Below are 20,559 nucleotides of genomic sequence, written 5' to 3'. Positions count from 1 at the left end.
GGGAGTTGCTCGCCCCTGGGTTCAACTCGGGATGTAAAGATGGCAAAGAAGGCAGTGGTCGCAGACGACAACCGCGACGCGGCAGACTCGCTGGTCATGCTGCTCGACTGGCTGGGCTACGAAGCACGGGCCTGCTACGACGGCGCACAGGCGGTGGACCTGGTCAAGAGCTTCAAGCCGGATCTCGTCATCCTGGACATCAACATGCCGGTGATGGACGGCTACGAGGCCGCCAAGACCATCCGGCGCGCCGAGGGCGACCGGGTGCTGCTGGCCGCGATCACCGCCGCACCCGACTGGGAAACCCAGGTCAAGGCCGGCGAGGTGGGCTTCGACGCCCATTTCGGCAAGCCGATGGACGGGCGCGACATCGAGGCGCTGCTGTACCGGCTGCACAAGGGCGCCGAGCACGCGCCCTCCGACAACTGAGCGGCCTCAGCGCTTCTCGCCCAGCGCGTTCACCGAACCCAGGCCGGACACGGACCGCTTGACCTCCGGCTGGCCCCAGTAATCCACACTGCCGACGCCGGAGATACCGACGCGCAAGGCCTCGGTCACCCATAGCCTGGCGTTGCCCACCCCACTGATGGACACCGACGCCGTGCCGGCGCGCAGCTGCTCGGCCAGCAGCTTGCCCTTGCCCGACACGCTCAGGCTCAAGTCGCTCACCTGCCCGGCCAGCTGGCCGTCGCCGGCGCCGGAGATGCTGAACTTCAGGCGGTCCATGTCCAGCCGGTCGAAGCGCACCGAGCCGGCACCGGAGATCGTCACCACCAGCTGGTCACCCTTGAACGGCCCCAGGGCCAGCACGTCGCTGCTGCCCGACAGCGTGAGCTGGCTGAGCTGGCGCACCTGCACGTCGATCTGCAGGCGCTCGTTGTTCCAGAACTTCCAGCTGCCGCTCGGGTGGATTTCCAGCCGGTTGCCGGCCATGCGCACCTGCACCGACCGCTGCGCCTCGGCGTCGCCGGCGATGAACACCTGGTCCTTGTCGCCCTGGGTGAGCGTGATGCGGGCGGAGCCATCCACGTCCAGGCGCTCGAAGGCGCCCGGCGTGTAGAGCCGGCCTTCGGGCGCCTGCGCCAGCGCGGCGCCAGCGGCCAGGGCCAGCAACCAGACCATGCCGTGCCGGATCGTGCTCATAAGGATTGCTCCCGCAGTTTTTTGGACACCTCGCGGCTGGCCGGGATGCGGGTGCCGTCGCGCATCTGCACCACCAGCTGCGAGTTGTCCGCAGGGACCATGGCTTCGACGAAGTCGAGGTTGACGATGCAGCTGCGGTGCAGGCGCAGGAAGCGCTGCGGGTCCAGCCGCTGCTCGAAGGAGGTGATGGGCACCCGCACCAGGAAGCTGCGGCCCTTGCTCACCAGCGCGGTGTACTTGTGGTCCGAGCGCAGGTATTCGATCGCGTCGGCCTGCAGCGGAAAGATCTTGCCCTGGTCGCGCACCAGCACCCGGGTGAGCGGCTCGCCCGCCTTCTGCTGCAGCGCATCGGCCACCGCGCCCAGCATGGGCGGGTTGGCGGGCAGCGCATGCTCGATCGCGTCGGCCAGGCGCTCACGCGAAAACGGCTTGAGCAGGTAGTCCACTGCATGCAGCTCGAAGGCGGTGAGTGCATGTTCGTCGTAGGCGGTGGTGAAGATCACGGCCGGCTGGGGCGCATCGTCGTCGGCCAGGGCCTTGAGCACCTGCAGGCCGTTGAGCCCCGGCATGTGGATGTCCATCAGCACCAGGTCGGGCCGCAGCGCGCGGATGCGCGCCAGCGCCGTGTCGCCGTCGGCGCAGCTGGCCACCAGCTCGAGGCCGGGCATCTGCTGCACCCATTCGGCAAGCGCCTCGGCGGCCAGGGGTTCGTCTTCGGCGATCAGCACGCGGGTGTTCATACCTGGGGTATCCAGAGGTCGACGCGAAAGCCCGCGCCGGGTTGGGTGTGCACGCGCAGGCGGGCACGGCCTTCATAGTCGAGCGCAAAGCGACGCTGCAAGGCGGCCAGGCCAATGCCGCGGCGGCTGCCGGCATCGGGCTGCTCCAAGGTGGCGGGGTCGCAGCCGGGGCCGTCGTCTTCCACGCACAGCGCCAGGCCATCGTGCTCGTCGCGCCCGCTGCGAATGCGGATGCGGCCGCCCTCCACCCGCGGCGCCACGCCGTGCAGCACGCTGTTTTCCACCAGCGGCTGCAGGGTGAGCGGCGGTATCTCGTCGGCCAGCGTGGCGGGGTCGATCTGCCAGTCGATGCGCAGGCGCGGGCCCAGGCGCAGGCTTTCGAGAAACAGGTAGTCGCGCACGAACTCCACCTCGTCGGCCAGCGCCACCCGGTCGGCCGCGCTGCGCTTGCTGTCGAGCACGTAGCGCAGCATGCCGGCAAAACGCAGCAGCCCCGCTTCGGCGGCGCTGGCGTCCTTGCGGGTGAGCGCGATCAGCGAGTTGAGGGTGTTGAACAGGAAGTGCGGGTTGAGCTTGCCGCTGATGGCCGCCAGCTCCGCCCGCGCCAGCGCGGATTCGGCCTGCGCGGCCGCCAGCGCCGCGGCCCGGGCCCGGCGCGACTGCAGCATCGCGGTGAAGCCGGTGGCGATGGCGGCATAGGCCACCACGCCCCAGATGGCGCGCCACAGCAGGGTCTGCAGCAGCACCGCCACCGCATGGTCGTGCCCGAACAGCAGCCAGGCGCTGGTGAACTCGCACAGCTCCCACAGCGCGCCGAACAGCAGCGCCGCGAGGGCATGCAGGAGAAAGGCGACCGCCGGTGCAGGCGCCATGCGCTGCAGCCGGTTCACCCACGGGTGCACGGCCAGGCCCAGCAGCATCGGCGGCCACAGGCTCAAGGTGGCCTGGTACACCGCTTCCCACAGCTGCCACAGGCCGCGCTGGAACTCCGTGCCGGCCAGCACATACAGCAGCCAGGCCAGCACGCAGCCGGCGACGTAGTACGCCAGCCAGGGGTTGCGCTCGCGCGGCGCCAGTGGTGGGGAAACGATGCTGTCCGACATGGCGCCCATCTTAGGCAGGCCGCCCGCGCCGTCCGCCCCGCTGCGACGAAGTGCTGGGCGGCGTGGCCGATCGGTGCCTGGAAGGCGCCGGGTCGGCGGCCTTCTCAGGCGCCAGGCCCGCAGTCCAGGCAGCGTTCCACCGGCACCGGCCCCATGCGCAAGGCACGCTGCAGCTGGCGCAGCGCGGTGCGCAGGCCCTCCTCCACCACCGGGTGGTAGAACGGGCAGTCCAGCATCTGCTGCACGGTGTCGCCCCGCTGCACCGACCAGGCCAGCAGGTGGCCAAGGTGCTCGGCCGCCGGGCCGATCATCTCGGCGCCCAGGAAACGGCCGGTGGCGCGCTCGCCATACACCCGCAGTGCACCCTGGTTGCGCCCCATCACCCGGCTGCGGCCCTGGTCGTCGAAGCTCACCTCGCCCACGTCGAAGGCGGTGCCGGCGGCCAGCAGCGCGGCATGGCCGGCGCCCGCCACCATGATCTGCGGGTCGCAGAAAGCAACGGCCAGCGGCGCGCGGCGCGGCCGCACCCGCACGTCGGGGAAGCGGCCGGCGTTGTCGCCCGCGATGCGGCCTTCGTCGGCCGCCTCGTGCAGCAGCGGCCGGTCGTCCGACGCGTCGCCGGCGATGAACACCGGGCGCGAGCCCACCTGGCACGTGCGGCGGTCGTGCTGCGGCACGCCGTAGGCATCCAGCGGCAAGGTGGTGGCGGCGAGATTCAGCCGCTCCACATTGGGCTGGCGGCCGGTGGCGGCGAGCAGCCAGTCGAAACGCTCCTCGCTCACCGCGCCGCTGCTCGTCTGGGCGCGGATCAGCACCTCGTCGCCCGCGCGCGAGGGCTCCATCGCGGTGACCGACAAGGTCATCGGCAGCTCCCCGCCCAGCACCTCGCGGCACACCGCCTGCAGCGCCGGATCGGTGAGCGGGCCCACGCGTTCGCTGCGGCCGTACACCCGCACCCGGACGCCCAGCCGGTGCAGCGCCTGGGCAATCTCCAGCCCGATCACGCCGGTGCCGGCCACCGCCACCGAGCGCGGCAAGGTCTCCCAGTCGAACACGTCGTCGTTGACGATCAGCCGGCTGCCCAGGCGCTCGCGCCACAGCGGCGGCACGTCGGCACGCGAGCCGGTGGCAATGACGATGCGCGAAGCCTCCACCCGCGTGCGGCCGTCCACCTCCAGCACCTGATCGGCGATGAAACGGGCCTCGCCCATGAGACGCTGCTCGACCGGCCAGCGCTCCACGGCCTCGACCACGAAGCCGACAAAACGGTCGCGCTCGCTGCGCACCCGCTGCATCACCTCGCGGCCGTCCACCCTCAGCTCACCCGCATGCACGCCGAAGCGGGCCGCATGCTGCACGCCGTGGGCGGCGTCGGCCGCAGCGATCAGCAGCTTGCTCGGCATGCAGCCCACGCGGGCGCAGGTGGTGCCGTAGCGGTCGCCTTCGATCAGCAGCACCTTGGGCGTGTGCTCCAGCGCGGCGCGGTAGGCCGACATGCCGGCGGTGCCGGCGCCGATGATGGCAACGTCGGTCTGCAGGGTGCTCGGGGTGGATGGCATCGGTTGTGCTTTCAGGGCCGGTCTAGAGCCCGAGGTCGGTGAGTCCGGGATGATCGTCCGGGCGGCGGCCCGATGGCCAGTGGAACTTGCGCTCGCTCTCGGCGATCGGCAGATCGTTGATGCTCGCGTGGCGGTGGGTCATCAACCCGGCATCGTCGAACTCCCAGTTCTCGTTGCCGTAGCTGCGGAACCAGTGGCCGGAGTCATCATGCCACTCATAGGCGAAGCGCACCGCGATGCGCCGGCCTTCGACGGCCCAGAGCTCCTTGATGAGCCGGTAGTCCAGCTCGCGCACCCACTTGCGCTGCAGGAAGGCCTGGGCCGCCGCCCGGCCCACCGGGAACTCCGCGCGGTTGCGCCAGCGCGTGTCTTCGCTGTAGGCCAGCACGATGCGGGCGGGGTCCCGGCTGTTCCAGGCGTCCTCCGCCAGGCGGATCTTCTGGATGGCGGTGTCGCGGGTGAAGGGCGGCAGGGGTGGGCGTGTGTCCATGGCGGGTCTTCCGATCGTTGAAGGATGTAGACAGGTCTGTCCACATGGCATCGTCGGACTGTAGCGGCGGTAGACAGCCTTGTCTACAATGCCGCCATGCTGACCGCAGCCACCCCCGACCTCTCCGTCCTGCCGGCGCGCGATCGCATCCTGCTCACCGCGCACGACCTGTTCTACCGCGAGGGCATACGCGCCACCGGCATCGACCGCGTGATCGCCGCGTCAGGTGTCACCAAGGTCACCTTCTACCGGCATTTCCCGAGCAAGAACGAGCTGGTGCTGGCCTACCTGGAGCACCGGCACCAGCGCTGGATGGCCTGGTTCACCGATGCGTTGCAGCGGCACGGCGCGGCGCGCAAAGGGCTGGCTGCATTGGTGCCCACGCTCACGGAATGGTTGAGCGACGGCCACTATCGCGGCTGTGCCTTCATCAACGCCGTGGGGGAACTGGGTGGCGCCCTGCCCGACGTGGTGGCCGTGGCGCAGCGCCACAAGGCCGACATGGCGGCAGCCATCGAGCAACTGCTGTCACCCTCGCGGCAACGCCCGCGCGATGCAGCGCTCATCGCGATGGCGGTGGACGGCGCGATCGTGCACGCGCAGATCGAAGCCACACCCGAGGCTGCGCTGGCCAGCCTGGCACGGCTGGTGAAGCTGCAGCAGGCGGCGGCCGCGACCTGACCCGCCCGCGGCTGCGTCACCCCAGGCCCAGCAGCGCGCGCAACTCCATCGCATTGCCGATCGCGCCGCCACCGGCGGTGTTGTCGAAGATGCACCACACGTCGGCCTCCGGCGGCCAGCGCTTCAGCGCCTGCGCGCGGGCTTCGATCCAGGCCGGTTCATAGCGCGACCAGTACATGCGTGGCGCGCCGTGCCAGCGGTAGTACACGACCGCACCGCGGCCGTCACCACCCTCCCCCAGCCAGCCGCCCGGCACGGCGGCCTCCGGCCAGCGTGCCGGGTCGGCCGCCGCGCGCGACACCTTCAAGCTCGCCAGCACCCGGTCCGCCGACGGCGTGAACCAGCTTGCATGGCGCGGCTCGCACACCACCGCGCCGTTGAACATGCCGGCCAGCAGCTGGAAGAAATTGCGCACCGGCCGTGCTTCGAAGGCGAACGACGGCGGCAGCTGCACCAGCAGCACGGCGAGCCGGTCTCCCAGGCTGGCCGCCTCCGCCAGGAACTGCGTCAGCGGTTCGCGCGCCCGGCGCAACCGCGCGTCGTGGGTGATGGTGCGCGGCAGCTTGGCGGAGAACGCAAAACCGGGCGGCGTCTGCGCGGCCCAGCGTTCGTACACCTGCGGCTTGTGGCTGCGATGGAAGCTGGAGTTGATCTCGGCGCAGCGCAGCACCCGGGCATAACGCTCCAGGTGCTTGCCTTCGCCGGGAAAGGCGTCCGCCACATCACGAGACAAGGTCCAGCCAGCAGTGCCGATGCGCATGCTCCAAGCCAGAGCAAGCAGCGCACCAGCGTGCAATGCGCGGCTCAGTCGGGGTCGTGCATGCGGGGGTGGCCCGGCACCTGGTGGCGCAGCAGCTCGGCAAAGGCGGTGGGCGAGACCGGCTTGCTGAAGTGATAACCCTGGATCTCATCGCAGGCCTGGTCGCTCAGGAACTGCAGCTGCTCCGCGGTTTCCACGCCGCCGGCCACCACCGTGAGGCTGAGCGTCTTGCCCATGGCGATCACGGCCTGGGTGAGCGACACATCGCTGGCGCTGCCGCCGATCTCGCGCACGAAGGAGCGGTCGACCTTGAGGGTGTCGATCGGAAAGCGCTTGATCTGCGCCAGCGACGAATAGCCGGTGCCGAAATCGTCGATCGCCAGGCGCACGCCCAGCTGCTTGATCGCGCCCAGCAGCTTGACCGCACGCTCGGCATTGCTCATCACCGTGGCCTCGGTGAGCTCCAGCTCCAGCAGCCCCGGCGCCAGGCCGCTGGCCTGCAAGGCGGCCGCGATGTCACCCGGCAACTCCTCGGTGAACTGGCGCGCCGAGATGTTGACCGCCACACACACCGGCGGCAGGCCCTGGCGCTGCCACGCCACGTTCTGGGCGCAGGCGGTGTGCAACACCCAGCGCCCGATCGGCACGATCAGGCCCAGCTCCTCGGCCAGTGGCAGGAACTGCATGGGCGACACCAGGCCCAGGTCGGGGTGCTGCCAGCGCAGCAAGGCCTCCACGCCGGAGATTGCGCCGGATTTCAGGTCCAGCTTGGCCTGGTAGTCGAGCGAGAACTGGCCCCGCTCCAGCGCATGGCGCAAGGCGGCCTCGAAGGTGCGCCGCTCCAGCGACTGCGACTCGATCTGCTGCGAATAGAACTGGACGTTGTTCTTGCCCTGCGACTTGGCCCGGTACATGGCCGCGTCGGCGTTTTTCATCAGCTGGGCTTCGCTGGTCGCGTCCTGCGGGTACAGGCACACGCCCACGCTGGCGCTCACGCGGCAGTCCTGGCCTTGCAGGGTGAAGGGTTCGATCGCCGCAGACAGCAGCTTGCGCGCCGCGGCGCCCGCCTGCTCGGCGTCACCCACCTCCTGCAGCAGCACCACGAACTCGTCGCCGCCCAGGCGGGCCACCACGTCGCTGGCGCGCAGGCAGGCGCGAAAGCGTTGCGCCATCTCCTTGAGCAACGCGTCGCCGGCGTCATGGCCCAGGGTGTCGTTGACCAGCTTGAAGCGGTCCAGGTCGATGAACAGCACCGCGAACATCGCCTGGTAGCGCAGGGCGTTCTGGATCTTGTTGTTCAGCAGCTGGGTGAACATCACGCGGTTGGGCAGGCCGGTGAGGCCGTCGTGCGTGGCCAGGTACTGGATGCGCTCCTCGCTCAACTTTTCAGCGGTGACATCGCGCCCCACGCCGCGGTAGCCGTGGAAGGCACCGGCTGCGTCGAGGATGGGCTCACCGCTCACGCGCTGGTACTGCGGCTCGCCATGCGCCGTCACCCGGTGCATCACCACATCGCGGAACGGCTGGTGCAGGGCCAGCACCTCGTGCACGGCCCCGCCGCCGGCCACCTCGAAGCCCAGCTCCTCGAAGGTCTTGTCCAGGCCGGCGCCCGGCCCGGGGCCGCTGGCGGCGGGATGCCGGCCTTCCAGGCGGCTGAAGCGCAGCGACGCGTCCTGCTCCCAGAACCAGTCCGACGACAAGGCGGTCAGGCTGCGAAAGCGCGCTTCGCTCTCGCGCAAGGCGCGCTCGGCGTGGGCGCGCTGCGTGATGTCGGTGTAGATGCTCACCATGCCGCGCCCGGGGATGGGGATGCCGCGGATCTCGATCACCGTGCCGTCGGGCCGCTCGCGCTCGAACTGGTGCGCCTCGAAGCGCTGCGCCAGCGCGACCCGGCTGCGCACCTGCTCGTCCACGTCGCCCGGGCCGTAGTCGCCGCGCTCGGCATTGAAGCGGATGATGTCCGCAAAGCGCGTGCCCGGGCGCACCAGGTGCGGCGGAAACCCGAGGATCTCGGCGAAGCGCCGGTTGGCCGCGCGCATCACCAGGTTGCTGTCCATCAGGCTCATGCCCTGGTCCATGTACTCCAGCGCATCGTCGAGCAAGGCCTTGCTGGTGTGCAAGGCCTCCTCGGCCTGCTTGCGGTCGGTGATGTCCTCCAGCACCCACACGGTGCCCTGGTTGAGCGCACTGGGGTTGAGCGCCTTGCCGAAGATGCGGCACCACACCGGGCTGCCGTCGCGCCGGCGCAGCAGCCAGTCGGCGCTGTAGGAGCCGCCTGCGGCCAGCAGCGGCAGCGCCTCCCGGTCCATGCGCTCGAAGCTGTCCGCATCCGGGTAGAGCGAAAGAATGGGCTGGCCCACCAGCTGCGCGGGCGAACCCCAGCCGAAGATGTCGGCCGCGCGCTGGTTGCTACGGTCGATCAGGTGCTTGCGGACGAAGCAGATGCCCACGAACGCATGATCGAAGATGGCCGTCAGGTCGACGATCGTGTCGTCCGCAGTGCTCGTTGTCGTCACTCGTGGTGTCTCCGCCGTTGCGTGGGATGGTAAGCACATTGCCTGGGCTCGGGCCCAGGTGTTCAACCGGCGATGCGCCACCGGCCCGCCCGCCACGGCCTTTTTGCACGGGCCGGGGCTGCACGGGCTACCAAGGCGGCGCCGCCAACAGCCGGGCGGTCCAGCCGGCGACCTCGTCGCCCAGCATCTCCATTACCTGGGCATCGTTGCGGCCGCTGCTGGCGCGCACATGGAACGCATGGTCTGCATCGTCCACCAGCACCAGGTGGGCCCGGTCGGCCAGCGGCGCCAAGGCCCGGTGCAGCAGCGCGACGTCGGCCAGCGCATCGCGGGTGCCCTGCAGGAACAGCATGGGGCACGCGACCTGGCTCAGGTGCTCGGCGCGTTCCCGCCCCGGCTTGCCCGCGGGGTGCAGCGGAAAGCCGACGAAGACCAGGCCGCGCACGCCCTCCAGCGGCGCCGCGGCCTGCGCCTGCGACGTCATCCGGCCGCCGAAGGACTTGCCACCTGCGAGCAACGGCAGGCCGGGCAGCCGGCTGCGGGCCAGCGCCACGGCAGCGCGCACGGCGGCGTGGGCCACGGCGGGCGAGTCGGGCCGCTTGCTGCCGCGCTCCATGGCGGGGAACTGGAAGCGCAGGGTTGCCACGCCGCGCTGGCACAGCGCCGTAGCCAGCGCCCGCATCAAGGCATGGTCCATGCCGGCGCCGGCGCCATGCGCGAACACGAAGCAGGCGGTCGGGTCCTGCGGCAACAGCAGTGCCGCGGACACGTCGCCGGTGTCAGGGACGGCAAGCCGAAGAGGCTGCGCCTCAGGCACGCGCGGGGTGGGCATGGGCACTCCTTGTGGAACGGCCGACTTTGGCGGCCCTTGCGACCGCTGGCAAGCGCAGGTCCGTCACCCGGGCGCCGATCAGGGGCACACCAGCGTCGCGCCCATCGGCGTGCATGCACCACGGGGCCCGACCACCGTGCTGCCGATGCGGTTCACCCGGGATCCGTCGCTGGCCCAGCAACCACCGGCGTCGCAGTGGGTCACCACCGTCGGTGGCGGCGGCATGGCCACCGGCGGTGCCGGTGTGGCCGGCACCGCAGGCCGGGGCATGGGCGGCAACGCGGCGGACGGCAGGGACGTGGACGGCACGCTCACCGCCGGCTGGGCCATGCGCCCCGCCGGTGGAGGGTCGGCCTGGCTTCGCAGGCAGGCGCGTGCGGCGCGATGGCGGGCCTTGTCGACCGCACTGCCGGGCCGTGGCGGCTGCCGCGGTGCGCTGGCCGCCGAGGCAGTCGCCCGCTCCTCCTCCACCTGCAAGGCGTTCAGCGCGTCGCGGCATTCCACCGTGTGCAAGGGGTCGGCGGGCGGCGGCGTTTCGGCAGCCCACACGGGGCTGGCCAGGACCAGTGCGGCAATCAGGAGGTGGCGCATCGGGATTCGACCCGCGGCGCGGCCACAGGTTCGCAAGTCGCCCCCCTACGCCGTCTGGGCCGTGCCGCTCAAGCGGCGAACGCCTGGCCCGCCCGGCTCTTGCGCCAGGTGGCTGGCGGCGCACCGTATTCGCGCCGGAAGGCGCGGCTGAACGCGGTGTCGGTCTGGTAGCCCACGTCCTCGGCGATCTGCGTCAGCGGCGCGCTGCTGCGGCACAGCAGGTTGGCCGCCAGCAGCATCCGCCATTGCGTCAGGTACTGCATCGGCGAGGTGCCGACCAGGTGCTGGAAGCGTTCGGCCAGCACCGAGCGCGACGTGCCGGCCGCGCGCGCCAGCTCTTCCAGCGTCCACGCATGCGCGGGCCGCTTGTGCAGCTCGTTCAGGGCCGAGCCCACGATGCGGTCGCGCACGCCCGCCAGCCAGCCGGTCTGCCCCTCGGCATGGTCGTTCATGTGCAGGCGCAGCACCTCGATGAACAGCAGCTCCGCCAGCTTGGCCAGCACACCGGCGCCGCCAGGCCGCGGCGAGCGCGCTTCGGCCAGCGCATAGTGCACCGAGCTCTCCAGCCACACACCGGCGGCCGACCCGCGCAGGCTGACCCGCACCAGCGGTGGCAGGCCGGCGAGCAGCATGCGCGCCAGCCGCGCATCGCAGGCAAGGTAGCCGCATACCAGGCGCGTGGTGGCGCCGCCGCCGCCATAAGCCAGCAGGCGCGGCCGGCGCGCCAGCACTTCGTCGAGCCGCGCGCCACCGGTGGCCGGCGGCACGCCGGGCGCCGACGACATGCGGTGGGCATCGCCGGTGGGGAACACCACCACGTCGCCCGCCGCCAGCTGCACCGGCGCGGCGCCGCCCATCTCCACGAAACACTCGCCCTCGGTGATGAGGTGGAAGATGATCACCCGCTCCGCGCCGGGCTCCAGCAGCGGCGCCGCCGCGTCGGCCGGCGGCGACTGGTAGCACCAGGGCGCGGTGAAGCGGCCGTGGATGAAGATGGCGCCCACCAGGCGCACCACCCGCAGGGTTTCGGAAAGCGCGTCCATCACGCCTCGTCCACGTCGATCTGCAGGCCCAGTTCGACCGCGTTGCACACCACCTGCGGCACCGGCGAGCAGCGGCAGGCGGTTTCCACCAGCGCGCGCAGCCGCTCCGGCGCCACACCGCGGGCGCTGATGCGCACCTGCAACGCCACGTCCTGCGCTGCTGCCGACACCGGCTCGCCATCCGCCCCGGCCATGCCGAGCAGGCCGCGGGTGTCGGACCGGCTGCGCGCGGTGACCTCCAGCGCCTGCAATTCGATGCCCTGCAGGCTGGCGTGCAGCACGATGCAGGTGGTGGCGCAGGACGCCATGCCGGCGCGGAAGAGCCAGCCCGGTGTCACGTGTTCACCCTGCCCGCCCAGCTCGGCCGGCATGTCGGTGCGCAGCTGCATGCCGTTGGCATGGCTGGCCAGCACCTGGGTGCCGCCCAGCCAGCGGGCGGCGGCGGGCGCGTCCTCATGCAACCCGGTGTCCGGGCGGCGCTCCAGCACCGCTTCCACCCGCCGCAGCGCGGCAGCCGTGTCGTGTGTCGTCATGGCGCTCTCCACCGGCGTGCGCAGGGTCGCCGTGCGGCGATTGTGAGCGCGCCCCTTGCGCGCGAGAAGCGATGAACAAGGGGGCCGGCGGCCACGCGGACGCAAGGGCAGGAATCAGCGACGCCCGGGCAGGACGGCAAGGCGCCGGGCGGCGACGCTACGGCCACCCCAACCCACGGCGACCACGCCGGTCAAGGAGACCACCCCCATGAATGCACCCACCACCGACCTGGCCGCCCTCAAGGCGCGCCAGCAGACCGCCTGGGCGAGCGGCGACTACGCCGTGATCGGCACCACCTTGCAGATCGTCGGCGAGCAGCTGGCCGAAGCCTGCGACCTGCGCTGCGACGAACGCGTGCTGGACGTGGCCGCCGGCAACGGCAACGCCACGCTGGCCGCCGCCCGCCGCGGCTGCCAGGTCACGTCCACCGACTACGTGCCCGCCTTGCTGGAGCGTGCTGCCGAGCGGGCCCGGGCCGACCGGCTGGATGTGAAGTTCCAGACGGCCGATGTGGAAGCCCTGCCCTTCGAGGACGCGAGCTTCGATGTGGTGCTGTCCACCTTCGGCGTGATGTTCGCACCCGACCATGCCAAGGCAGCCGCCAACATGGCGCGGGTGTGCCGCCCGGGTGGGCGCATCGGCCTGGCCAACTGGACGCCGGAGGGCTTCATCGGCCGGCTGTTCAAGGTGCTGGGCCGCCATGTGCCTCCGCCGCCCGGCGTGCAGCCGCCCTCGCTGTGGGGCGTGCAGTCGCACCTGGAAACGCTGTTCGGCGACCAGGCCTCGGCCATCGCCGCCGTGCCGCGCACCTTCAACTTCCGCTACCGCTCGGCCGCCCACTTCATCGAGGTCTTCCGGCTGTGGTACGGCCCCATCCACAAGGCCTTTGCCGCCCTGCCGCCGGACAAGGCCGCCGACCTGGATCGCGACCTCACCGAGCTGCTGGAAAGCCTGAACCGCGCGGGCCCGAATTCGCTGGTGGTGCCCAGCGAGTACCTGGAGGTGGTGATCACGCGGCGTTAGATCCCGCACCAATGTGAGGACCCGGTCGGGCGCGCCCGGGCCCTCACGGTGTGATCGCCACCTTGAGAACACCATCGCGCTGGTGGCCGAACAGTTCGTACGCAGCCTCGATCTCCTCGAGCTTGAAGCGATGCGTGACCATCGCGCCCAGGTCCACGCGCCGGGCCTCGATCACCGACATCAATCGGCGCATGCGCTCCTTGCCACCGGGGCACAGCGTGGTGATGATGCGGTGATCGCCGAGGCCGGCGGCAAAGGCGCCCAGCGGGATCCTCAGATCGGTGGAGTACACACCCAGGCTGGACAGCGTGCCACCGGGGCGCAGCACCTGCAGGCAGGCTTCGAAGGTCTGCTGCGTGCCCAGCGCCTCGATCGCCACGTCCACGCCCCGCCCGGCCGTCAGGCGCAGGATCTCCTCGACTGGATCGAGCTTGCTGCTGTCGATGGTGTGGTCGGCACCCATCGTGCGGGCCATGCTCAACCGGTCGGGCAGTCGGTCCACGCCGATCACCACGCTGGCCCCGCAGAGCCTGGCGCCCACGGTGGCACACAGGCCGATGGGTCCTTGCGCAAAAACCGCCACCGTGTCGCCGATGCGGATGCCCGCGCGTTCGGCCCCGCTGAATCCGGTGGACATGATGTCGGGGCACATCAGCACCTGTTCATCGGTCAGACCATCCGGCACCGGTGCGAGGTTGGCCATGGCATCGGGCACCAGCACGTATTCGGCCTGGCAGCCATCGATCGTGTTGCCGAACTTCCAGCCCCCCAGCGGCTTCCAGCCATGGGCCGTGCAGGCACCATCCTGGGAGCCAGCGCCGCACAGGCATGCGTTGCTCCAGCCGCTGGGCGTGATCGCGCCGGCAATCACGCGCTGGCCCTCGGTGTAGCCCTTGACCGCCGAGCCCAGCTTGTCGATCACGCCCACCGGTTCATGGCCGACCGTCAGGCCCTTGGCGACCGGGTATTCCCCTTTCAGGATGTGCACATCGGTGCCGCAGATCGTGGTGGTCGTCACGCGCATCAGCGCGTCGAGGGGGCCCACGTCGGGTATCGGCTTGTCGTCCAGGACGATGCGCCCGGGCTCCACGAAGATCGCCGCTTTCATCCTGGCCATGCACGCTCCCGGTGGGTTCAGCAGGGGAGCTTACGCCTGGTACGCGGTCCGTTGCTTCACTGCGCGGCGTACCATGTCCTGGTGCCATTGCAGACTGGAGAACCCCATGAAGATCTTGTTGCCCGTGGACGGAAGCGACTACACCAAGCGGATGCTGGACTATGTGGTTGCGCACGACGACCTGCTTGGGGACCGGCACGAATACATCGCATTCACTGCGGTCGCCCCCATCCCGGCACATGCGACCCGGTTTCTCGATCGCGCGACGCTGGACGGCTACTACCTCGAGCAGGCTCAGCAAGCGCTGTTGCCGGCAAGCGCTTTTTCCGATCGGCGCGGCTGGAGGGTGCGGACCGCCCACACGGTGGGCCATGCCGCCGAAGCGATCACTGCGTTCGCCGAGGCTGAGAAGTGCGCGTTGATCGTGATGGGCACCCACGGCCACTCGGCCCTCCGAAGCGTCGTCCTCGGTTCGGTGTCGCGCGGTGTCCTGGCCCGCTGCGCGACGCCCGTGCTTCTCATACGTTAAGGCGCAAGGCGGCCGTGGCCGGTTCAGGTGCGGCCCTCAGGCCGCTGGCTGGCGCGGCGCCACCTTGCGCGCCAGCCGCACCTGCAGCAGCACCACCGCCAGCAGGAACACGCCGCGCACCACCGACTGCCAGTAGGACGACAGCGTCACCTGGCCCAGGCCGTTCTCGAAGTTGAGCAGGTTGAACACCAGGCCCAGCAGCAGCACGCCCAGCAAGGTGGCGCCCACCGAGCCCATGCCGCCGGTGAGCAAGGTGCCGCCCACCACCACGGCGGAAATCGCGAAGAGATCCCAGCCCAGGCCCTCGTTGGGCTGGCCGGAGCCCTGGGCGGCCAGCAACACGCCGGCCAGGCCGGCCAGCGCGCCCGACAGCGCATACACCGCCAACAGGTTGCGCTCCACGTTCAGGCCCATCAGGCGCGCGGCTTCGGCATTGCCGCCGATGGCCAGCGAGTGGCGGCCGAAGCGTGAATAGCGGTGCAGCAGCAGCGCCGCCACGAACACCGCGGCGGCCACCCACAAGGGCACCGGCAGGCCATGCCAATCGCCCTGCCCCACTTCCGTGAAGCCGGTGTCGTAGGACACGGACACCGGCTGGTTGTCCGCCAGCAGCAGTGCGGCCCCGTGCGCCGCCAGCGTCATCGCCAGCGTGGTGATGAAAGGCTGGATGTGCAGGCGCGCGATCACCAGGCCGTTGAGCAGCCCGCACACCAGGCCCGCGCCCACCCCGCCGGCCACCGCGGCCGCTGCACTGTGCCCCGACAGCAGGGCCGACACCACCGAGGCCAGCGCCGCGACGCTGCCCACCGACAGGTCGATGCCACCGGACAGGATGACGAACGCCATGCCGATGGAGATGAGCGTGAACATCGCGTTGTAGCGGGTGAATTCCAGCAGGTTGTAGCCGCTGGCGAAGTGCTCGTAGCGCAGGCTGCCGAACAGCACCAGCGCCAGCACCGCGATCGCCACACCGATGACCTGGCGTTCCTTCATCTTCAAGTCCGCTTCTGCAGCCACACGGCCAGCACGATGATGCCGGCCTCCACCATCAGGCCGGCCGCATCGGGCACGCCGTGCGCCAGCAAGGTGTAGCGCAGCAGCTGGATCAGCAGCGCGCCCAGCAAGGTGCCGGTGACGCTGGCATACCCGCCGCTGAGCAAGGTGCCGCCCACGGCCACCGCGGCGATCGCGTCCAGCTCCATGCCCAGGCCGTTGAGGTTGGCGTCCGACGAGGAATTCACCGCCACCGTGATCAGCCCCGCCAGCCCGGCCAGCAGGCTGCACAGCGCATACACATGGCGCTTGATGCGCGCGGCCGGTATGCCGGTGAGGTACGCCGCGCGGTGGCTGCTGCCGGTGGCCACCACATAGCGGCCGAACACGGTGCGCGCCAGCACCCAGGCGGCGCTGCCCACCACGATTAACATCAGCCACACCTGCACCGGAATGCCAACCAGCTTGCCGGTGCCCAGCCAGGCGAAGGATGGGTTGGTGAAGGTCTGCAGGTTGCCGTTGGTGATCACCTGCGCGATGCCGCGGCCGGCGGTAAAGAGCACCAGCGTGGCCACGATCGGCTGGATGCCGAAGCGCGTGACCAGCCAGCCGTTGAAATACCCGCAGGCCCAGGCCACGGCCAGCGGCAACACGATCGCCAGCGCAATGCCACCCAGGCCGGGCACCTTGCCGAACAGCAGCGGCGCCAGCGTGCCGGCAATGGCCATCACTGCACCCACCGAGAGGTCGATGCCGCCGGTGGCGATGACCAGCGTCATGCCCACGCCGACGATCACGATGGTGGTCACCTGCGCCAGGTTGACATTCAGCGTCTGCAGCGACACGAAGTGCTCGGTGAACACCAGGTTGAACAGCAGCAGCAGGGCCAGCGCGGTGCCGGCGCCGGCGCGGGCGAGCCAGCGGGCTGCCATCTGCGCCTGTGGCGGCTGCGGCATGGCGGCCTCAGCCATGGGGCATCTCATCGCCGGCGGGCGCGGCATCGGCCATGGCCGCCATCACGGCTTCTTCGGTGAGCGACTCGGCCGGAATCTCGGCCACGCTGGTGCCGTCGCGCAGCACCACCGCCACGTCGCTCATCGCCACCAGCTCTTCGAGCTCGGACGTGGTGAGCACGATGCCCATGCCCTCGGCGGCCAGTTGGTGTACCAGCGCCGCAATGTCCGCCTTGGCGCCCACGTCGATGCCGCGCGTGGGCTCGTCCAGCAGCAGCACGCGCGGCTTGAGCGCCAGCCAGCGCGCCAGCAGCACCTTCTGCTGGTTGCCGCCGGAGAGCTGGCTCACCGGCTGGCCGGGGTCGGCGGTCTTGATGCCCAGGCGCGCGATGAACTCGTCCACCACCTTGGCTTGCGCGGCGCGGTCCACCAGACCGGCACGCGCCAGCCGCGGCAGCAGCGCGATGCTGAGGTTCTCGCGCACCGACAGGTTGGGGAAGATGCCTTCGGCCTTGCGGTCCTCGGAGAGGTAGGCGATGCCGCGCGCCAGCGCCTGGGCGGGCGATTGCAGCTGCAGCGCCTGCCCATCCAGCCGCAGCTCGCCGGCGGTGGGCCGGTCGGCGCCGTAGAGCGCGCGCATGAGCTCGGTGCGGCCTGCGCCCAGCAGCCCGGCCAGGCCCACCGTCTGCCCGGCGTGCAGCTGCAGCGAGGCACGGCGCACACGAGGCGGGTTGGCGATGTCACGCGCTGCCAACAAGGGCTGCGCATCGGCTGCGGGTTTGCGGTCAGCCGCGACGCCGCGGTGCACGCCGGCCAGCTCCTTGCCCAGCATGGTGGTCACCAGCTCCAGTTTGGAGATGTCGCCCATGCGGGCCACGCGCACCGTGCGGCCGTCGCGCATCACCGTCACCCGGTCGCAGATGGCATACAGCTCGTCGAGCCGATGGCTGACGAACACCACCGCGCGACCGTCGGCGCGCATGCGGCGCACGATGGAGAACAGCAGTTCCACCTCGCGATCGTCCAGCGAGGAGGTGGACTCGTCCATGATCACCAGCTTGGCGTCCACCGACACCGCGCGCGCGATCGCCACCATCTGCTGCTCGGCGGTGGACAGCGTGCCCACCGGGCGCTCGATGTCGATTTGCAGGCCCAGGCGCTGCATCAGCGCAAGCGCCTCCTGCCGCACCCGGCGCCAGTCGATCAGGCCATAACGGCGCGGCTCGCGGCCGAGAAACAGGTTTTCCGCCACCGAGCGCAAGCCCACCAGGTTCACCTCCTGGTAGATCGGGCTGATCCCTGCGGCGCGCGCGGCCTGCGGCGAGCCGAAGCGCACCGGCCCGCCGTCGAAATGGATGCTGCCCTGGTCGCCCGGGCCGTCCAGCGCATAGGCGCCGGTGAGGATCTTGATGAGCGTGGACTTGCCGGCACCGTTCTGGCCGATCAGGCCATGGACCTCGCCGCGCTCCACCTGCAGCGAGGCGCCACGCAGTGCAGGCACGCCGCCGAAGCTCTTGTGCACATCGTGCAGGTCGAGCAACGGCGGCGCAGGCGTGGTCACGGAGGCAGGCGCTGGCTCAATACCCGTCGGCCATGCCGGGCTCAATACCCGTCGGCCATGCTGGCCTGTGCGTTGGAGGCGTCGTAGAACTTGTCCTCCACCTTCACCCAGGGTTCGATCGCCTCGCCCTTGGCATACCGCTGCGCGGTCTTGCAGGCGATGGGGCCGAAGAACGGCGAGGACTGCACCGTGGCGCCCATCTTGCCGGCGGCGATGGCGGTGAGCGCGTCCTTGGTGCCGTCGATGGACACCACCAGCACGTCCTTGCCCGGTTTCTTGCCGGCGGCTTCCAGTGCGGTGATGGCGCCCACCGCCATCTCGTCGTTGTGGGCGTAGATCGCGGTGGTGTTGGGATGCGCCTGCAGCAGCGACTGCGCCACCTGGCGGCCCTTGTCGCGCGCGAAGTCACCCGACTGCGAGGCCACGATCTTCATGCCGGGGTTCTTGGCGATCACCTGGTCGAAGCCCTTCTTGCGGTCGTTGGCGGGCGACGAGCCGGTGGTGCCTTCGAGCTCGATGATGGTGGCCTTGCCGTTGGTGGCCTTCACCAGCCATTCGGCGGCGCGCCGGCCCTGGTCCACGAAATCGGAGCCGATGAAGGTGACGTAGTCGCGCCCGGCCTTGGCCACCTTCTGGTCCACGTTGCGGTCCACCAGGATCACCGGGATGCCGGCCTTCTTGGCCTTCATCACCGCCGGGATCAGCGGCTTTTCTTCCCGCGGCGGCAGCACGATCAGGTCGACCTTCTGCGCGATCATCGAATCGACGTCAGCCACCTGCTTGGCGGCCGAGCCGCCCGCATCGGTGACCACCAGCTGCCAGCCACAGGACTGGGCGATGTCCTGCATGCTTTTCGTTTCGGCGATGCGCCAGGGGTTGTTGTTCTCCGCCTGCGCAAAGCCCACCTTGTAGCTGGCCTTCTGGGGCAGCTTGGGGGCGCCGGTGTCGGCAGCCCAGACGGGCAGCGCGCACGCCGCGAGTGCCAGGGACAGCAGTGAACGTTGGAATCGCATAGGGCCTCTTTCGTGGAGTGGAACCAGGCGCCTCGGCCGGTGTGGTGGCCGGGAACGGGCCGATTCTTAGGCGATGGGCGCGGTTGCGATACCGGTAATATTACTAATGGGTCAGCCTAGGCCCTTGATTTCTCAGGTCTTGCCTTGCGGACCTTCGCAGTGACCGCCGGTGCACCCACGGTGCTGCGCTCCACGATCCGGCCTTCCACCTTCAGGCGCCGGCGGCGCGCGTCGGGCGATGCACGCTCGGCCAGCAGCACCTCCACCGCCAGGCGGCCCATCTCGTAGTTGGGCAGCACCAGGGTGGTGAGCGGCGGATGGGTGTGCTGCGCGATCTCCTGGTCGTCGTAGCCGATCACCGACACATCGCCCGGCACCGCCAGCCCGAGCGAGCGCAACGCCTCCAGGCAGCCCACGGCCATCAGGTCGTTGGCGCAGAAGATGGCCGTGGGCGGCAGCGGCTCGGCCATCAGCGACAGCGTGTGCTCGTAGCCGGTGGCCACCTGCCAGTCGCCGGTGCGCACCAGGCGCGGCTCGAAGGCGATGTCGTGGCTGGCCAGCGCGCGGCGGTAGCCCTTGAGCCGGTCCTGCGCGGCGTCCATCCAGGGCTCGCCGTTGATGAGGGCGATGCGCCGGTGGCCCTGTTCGATCAGCCGTTCGGTGGCGGCATGGCCACCCGCCACCTCCGCCGGCACGATGCTGCTCAGGCGTGGCGGCGCGATGGTGGCGCTGGCGCGCTGGCGTTGCGGCGCGCTGCCGGCGGCGGCCTCGCCCGCGGGCTCCTCGTAGCAGTTGAGCAGCACCGTGGGCACCTGGTGCAGCAGCTGTGGCACCCGGGCCTGGCGGGTGAACACCGTCGAATAGATCACCCCCACCAGGTTGGGGCTGGCCAGCATGGTGGCCAGCACCGCGCTCTCGATCTCGGCGTTGGAGCGCGCCGCGAACACCGCCACCACCGCGCCGTGTGTCCACGCCTCGTCCTTTGCGCCGTCGATGGACACCACCGGGTGCGGGCTGGTGGAGATCTCGTCGGCCAGGTACACGATGAGCGGTGCCACCTGCGCCTGCGCCGACGCTGCACCCCGGCGCGCCAAGGCCAGGTGCGGCCGCCCACCGGGGAGCTGGTAGCCCAGCGCCTCGGCCGCCTTCAGCACACGCTGCCGCGTGGGCTCGGACAGGCGCATGCCCGGCGTGCCGTTGAGCACCAGCGACACGGTGGACTGCGACACGCCGGCGCGCTTGGCCACGTCGGTCATGGTGGCGCGTCGGCCGGTTCCCTCGTTGTTGTCTTTTGGCATGCGGTTTTCCCGGAAGGGGCTGGAACCCGATCGCTAATAATATTTGCAACCTGCTCCGGCGCAAAGATCATAAGCGCCGG

The 20,559-nt window shown here is 70.4% G+C and carries 21 protein-coding genes; 4 read left to right on the top strand and 17 right to left on the bottom strand.

Features of this window, described 5'->3' with window-relative positions; all coding sequences use genetic code 11:
• Window positions 1-39: 39 nt before the first annotated feature.
• The gene (locus VPH43_RS24045) at window positions 40-429 is read left to right on the top strand and encodes a response regulator (protein ID WP_328580313.1); all 390 of its coding nucleotides are present in this window, start codon (window positions 40-42) and stop codon (window positions 427-429) included.
• Between the two features lie 6 nt (window positions 430-435).
• On the opposite strand, the gene VPH43_RS24040 is transcribed toward VPH43_RS24045, so the two are convergent.
• The 5 genes from VPH43_RS24040 to VPH43_RS24020 form a co-directional block, all read right to left on the bottom strand.
• Window positions 436-1,143, bottom strand: a complete 708-nt coding sequence (locus tag VPH43_RS24040) for a head GIN domain-containing protein (protein WP_328580312.1) — start codon at window positions 1,141-1,143, stop codon at window positions 436-438.
• Entirely contained in the window at window positions 1,140-1,883 is a 744-nt protein-coding gene (locus tag VPH43_RS24035; protein WP_328580311.1) for a LytR/AlgR family response regulator transcription factor, read from the bottom strand. The genes VPH43_RS24040 and VPH43_RS24035 overlap by 4 nt, the downstream gene beginning before the upstream one ends.
• Complete coding sequence (locus VPH43_RS24030; protein WP_328580310.1) at window positions 1,880-2,986, bottom strand: sensor histidine kinase; 1,107 nt, start codon at window positions 2,984-2,986, stop codon at window positions 1,880-1,882. The genes VPH43_RS24035 and VPH43_RS24030 overlap by 4 nt, the downstream gene beginning before the upstream one ends.
• Window positions 2,987-3,090: 104 nt before the next feature.
• Window positions 3,091-4,545, bottom strand: coding sequence for a dihydrolipoyl dehydrogenase (locus VPH43_RS24025; RefSeq protein WP_328580309.1), 1,455 nt, complete (start codon window positions 4,543-4,545; stop codon window positions 3,091-3,093).
• Between the two features lie 22 nt (window positions 4,546-4,567).
• Window positions 4,568-5,035 carry a nuclear transport factor 2 family protein gene (locus tag VPH43_RS24020; protein ID WP_328580308.1) on the bottom strand — a complete coding sequence of 156 codons (468 nt, stop codon included), beginning with the start codon at window positions 5,033-5,035 and terminating at the stop codon, window positions 4,568-4,570.
• A 96-nt stretch (window positions 5,036-5,131) separates the two neighbouring features.
• Here VPH43_RS24020 and VPH43_RS24015 point away from each other — a divergent pair, with 96 nt between their 5' ends.
• Window positions 5,132-5,716 carry a TetR/AcrR family transcriptional regulator gene (locus VPH43_RS24015; protein ID WP_328580307.1) on the top strand — a complete coding sequence of 195 codons (585 nt, stop codon included), beginning with the start codon at window positions 5,132-5,134 and terminating at the stop codon, window positions 5,714-5,716.
• Window positions 5,717-5,732: 16 nt separating this feature from the next.
• Here VPH43_RS24015 and VPH43_RS24010 read toward each other — a convergent pair whose 3' ends face one another.
• The 6 genes from VPH43_RS24010 to VPH43_RS23985 all read right to left on the bottom strand — a co-directional run bounded on the left by VPH43_RS24010 (window position 5,733) and on the right by VPH43_RS23985 (window position 11,991).
• A complete protein-coding gene (locus VPH43_RS24010) occupies window positions 5,733-6,476 on the bottom strand; it encodes a DUF72 domain-containing protein (protein ID WP_328580306.1) in 744 nt (247 codons plus the stop codon).
• 44 nt (window positions 6,477-6,520) lie between these two features.
• Window positions 6,521-8,992 carry a sensor domain-containing protein gene (locus VPH43_RS24005; protein WP_328580305.1) on the bottom strand — a complete coding sequence of 824 codons (2,472 nt, stop codon included), beginning with the start codon at window positions 8,990-8,992 and terminating at the stop codon, window positions 6,521-6,523.
• A gap of 127 nt (window positions 8,993-9,119) precedes the next feature.
• Window positions 9,120-9,824: an alpha/beta hydrolase family protein gene (locus tag VPH43_RS24000; RefSeq protein WP_328580304.1), complete on the bottom strand. Its 705-nt coding sequence runs from the start codon at window positions 9,822-9,824 to the stop codon at window positions 9,120-9,122.
• A gap of 78 nt (window positions 9,825-9,902) precedes the next feature.
• Window positions 9,903-10,415 carry a hypothetical protein gene (locus tag VPH43_RS23995; RefSeq protein ID WP_328580303.1) on the bottom strand — a complete coding sequence of 171 codons (513 nt, stop codon included), beginning with the start codon at window positions 10,413-10,415 and terminating at the stop codon, window positions 9,903-9,905.
• A 68-nt stretch (window positions 10,416-10,483) separates the two neighbouring features.
• Complete coding sequence (locus VPH43_RS23990; RefSeq protein WP_328580302.1) at window positions 10,484-11,458, bottom strand: AraC family transcriptional regulator; 975 nt, start codon at window positions 11,456-11,458, stop codon at window positions 10,484-10,486.
• Window positions 11,458-11,991 (bottom strand): OsmC family protein, encoded by a 534-nt coding sequence (locus tag VPH43_RS23985; RefSeq protein ID WP_328580301.1) that lies wholly within the window; start codon window positions 11,989-11,991, stop codon window positions 11,458-11,460. The genes VPH43_RS23990 and VPH43_RS23985 overlap by 1 nt, the downstream gene beginning before the upstream one ends.
• 208 nt (window positions 11,992-12,199) lie before the next feature.
• Between VPH43_RS23985 and VPH43_RS23980 the strand changes: the two genes are divergently transcribed.
• Window positions 12,200-13,015: a class I SAM-dependent methyltransferase gene (locus VPH43_RS23980; RefSeq protein WP_328580300.1), complete on the top strand. Its 816-nt coding sequence runs from the start codon at window positions 12,200-12,202 to the stop codon at window positions 13,013-13,015.
• 43 nt (window positions 13,016-13,058) lie between these two features.
• Here the strand turns inward: VPH43_RS23980 and VPH43_RS23975 are convergent, their stop codons facing one another.
• Window positions 13,059-14,132, bottom strand: a complete 1,074-nt coding sequence (locus VPH43_RS23975) for an NAD(P)-dependent alcohol dehydrogenase (protein ID WP_328580299.1) — start codon at window positions 14,130-14,132, stop codon at window positions 13,059-13,061.
• Window positions 14,133-14,238: 106 nt separating this feature from the next.
• On the opposite strand from VPH43_RS23975, the gene VPH43_RS23970 reads away from it, so the two are divergent.
• Window positions 14,239-14,661 carry a universal stress protein gene (locus VPH43_RS23970; RefSeq protein WP_328580298.1) on the top strand — a complete coding sequence of 141 codons (423 nt, stop codon included), beginning with the start codon at window positions 14,239-14,241 and terminating at the stop codon, window positions 14,659-14,661.
• A gap of 36 nt (window positions 14,662-14,697) precedes the next feature.
• Here VPH43_RS23970 and VPH43_RS23965 read toward each other — a convergent pair whose 3' ends face one another.
• The 5 genes from VPH43_RS23965 to VPH43_RS23945 form a co-directional block, all read right to left on the bottom strand.
• The gene (locus VPH43_RS23965) at window positions 14,698-15,654 is read right to left on the bottom strand and encodes an ABC transporter permease (RefSeq protein WP_328580379.1); all 957 of its coding nucleotides are present in this window, start codon (window positions 15,652-15,654) and stop codon (window positions 14,698-14,700) included.
• Window positions 15,655-15,656: 2 nt separating this feature from the next.
• The gene (locus VPH43_RS23960; protein ID WP_328580378.1) at window positions 15,657-16,586 is read right to left on the bottom strand and encodes an ABC transporter permease; all 930 of its coding nucleotides are present in this window, start codon (window positions 16,584-16,586) and stop codon (window positions 15,657-15,659) included.
• Between the two features lie 31 nt (window positions 16,587-16,617).
• The gene (locus VPH43_RS23955; RefSeq protein ID WP_328580297.1) at window positions 16,618-18,168 is read right to left on the bottom strand and encodes a sugar ABC transporter ATP-binding protein; all 1,551 of its coding nucleotides are present in this window, start codon (window positions 18,166-18,168) and stop codon (window positions 16,618-16,620) included.
• 41 nt (window positions 18,169-18,209) lie between these two features.
• Entirely contained in the window at window positions 18,210-19,181 is a 972-nt protein-coding gene (locus VPH43_RS23950; protein WP_328580296.1) for an ABC transporter substrate-binding protein, read from the bottom strand.
• Between the two features lie 116 nt (window positions 19,182-19,297).
• Window positions 19,298-20,479: a LacI family DNA-binding transcriptional regulator gene (locus VPH43_RS23945; RefSeq protein WP_328580295.1), complete on the bottom strand. Its 1,182-nt coding sequence runs from the start codon at window positions 20,477-20,479 to the stop codon at window positions 19,298-19,300.
• Window positions 20,480-20,559 lie beyond the last annotated feature (80 nt).

It is taken from the genome of Ideonella sp. BN130291 (assembly GCF_036231905.1).
Taxonomy (GTDB): domain Bacteria; phylum Pseudomonadota; class Gammaproteobacteria; order Burkholderiales; family Burkholderiaceae_C; genus CAMLIZ01.
Note: the sequence above shows the minus strand (reverse complement) of the source record. Positions and strands in the feature narration are given on the sequence as shown.

What these genes read in the sequence shown, in the direction of transcription:
- VPH43_RS24045 (WP_328580313.1), top strand. Translation starts at nt 40, where the DNA reads ATGGCAAAGAAGGCAGTGGTCGCAGACGACAACCGCGACGCGGCAGAC.
- VPH43_RS24040 (WP_328580312.1), bottom strand. Translation starts at nt 1,143, where the DNA reads ATGAGCACGATCCGGCACGGCATGGTCTGGTTGCTGGCCCTGGCCGCT.
- VPH43_RS24035 (WP_328580311.1), bottom strand. Translation starts at nt 1,883, where the DNA reads ATGAACACCCGCGTGCTGATCGCCGAAGACGAACCCCTGGCCGCCGAG.
- VPH43_RS24030 (WP_328580310.1), bottom strand. Translation starts at nt 2,986, where the DNA reads ATGTCGGACAGCATCGTTTCCCCACCACTGGCGCCGCGCGAGCGCAAC.
- VPH43_RS24025 (WP_328580309.1), bottom strand. Translation starts at nt 4,545, where the DNA reads ATGCCATCCACCCCGAGCACCCTGCAGACCGACGTTGCCATCATCGGC.
- VPH43_RS24020 (WP_328580308.1), bottom strand. Translation starts at nt 5,035, where the DNA reads ATGGACACACGCCCACCCCTGCCGCCCTTCACCCGCGACACCGCCATC.
- VPH43_RS24015 (WP_328580307.1), top strand. Translation starts at nt 5,132, where the DNA reads ATGCTGACCGCAGCCACCCCCGACCTCTCCGTCCTGCCGGCGCGCGAT.
- VPH43_RS24010 (WP_328580306.1), bottom strand. Translation starts at nt 6,476, where the DNA reads ATGCGCATCGGCACTGCTGGCTGGACCTTGTCTCGTGATGTGGCGGAC.
- VPH43_RS24000 (WP_328580304.1), bottom strand. Translation starts at nt 9,824, where the DNA reads ATGCCCACCCCGCGCGTGCCTGAGGCGCAGCCTCTTCGGCTTGCCGTC.
- VPH43_RS23995 (WP_328580303.1), bottom strand. Translation starts at nt 10,415, where the DNA reads ATGCGCCACCTCCTGATTGCCGCACTGGTCCTGGCCAGCCCCGTGTGG.
- VPH43_RS23990 (WP_328580302.1), bottom strand. Translation starts at nt 11,458, where the DNA reads ATGGACGCGCTTTCCGAAACCCTGCGGGTGGTGCGCCTGGTGGGCGCC.
- VPH43_RS23985 (WP_328580301.1), bottom strand. Translation starts at nt 11,991, where the DNA reads ATGACGACACACGACACGGCTGCCGCGCTGCGGCGGGTGGAAGCGGTG.
- VPH43_RS23980 (WP_328580300.1), top strand. Translation starts at nt 12,200, where the DNA reads ATGAATGCACCCACCACCGACCTGGCCGCCCTCAAGGCGCGCCAGCAG.
- VPH43_RS23975 (WP_328580299.1), bottom strand. Translation starts at nt 14,132, where the DNA reads ATGGCCAGGATGAAAGCGGCGATCTTCGTGGAGCCCGGGCGCATCGTC.
- VPH43_RS23970 (WP_328580298.1), top strand. Translation starts at nt 14,239, where the DNA reads ATGAAGATCTTGTTGCCCGTGGACGGAAGCGACTACACCAAGCGGATG.
- VPH43_RS23965 (WP_328580379.1), bottom strand. Translation starts at nt 15,654, where the DNA reads ATGAAGGAACGCCAGGTCATCGGTGTGGCGATCGCGGTGCTGGCGCTG.
- VPH43_RS23960 (WP_328580378.1), bottom strand. Translation starts at nt 16,586, where the DNA reads ATGGCAGCCCGCTGGCTCGCCCGCGCCGGCGCCGGCACCGCGCTGGCC.
- VPH43_RS23950 (WP_328580296.1), bottom strand. Translation starts at nt 19,181, where the DNA reads ATGCGATTCCAACGTTCACTGCTGTCCCTGGCACTCGCGGCGTGCGCG.
- VPH43_RS23945 (WP_328580295.1), bottom strand. Translation starts at nt 20,479, where the DNA reads ATGCCAAAAGACAACAACGAGGGAACCGGCCGACGCGCCACCATGACC.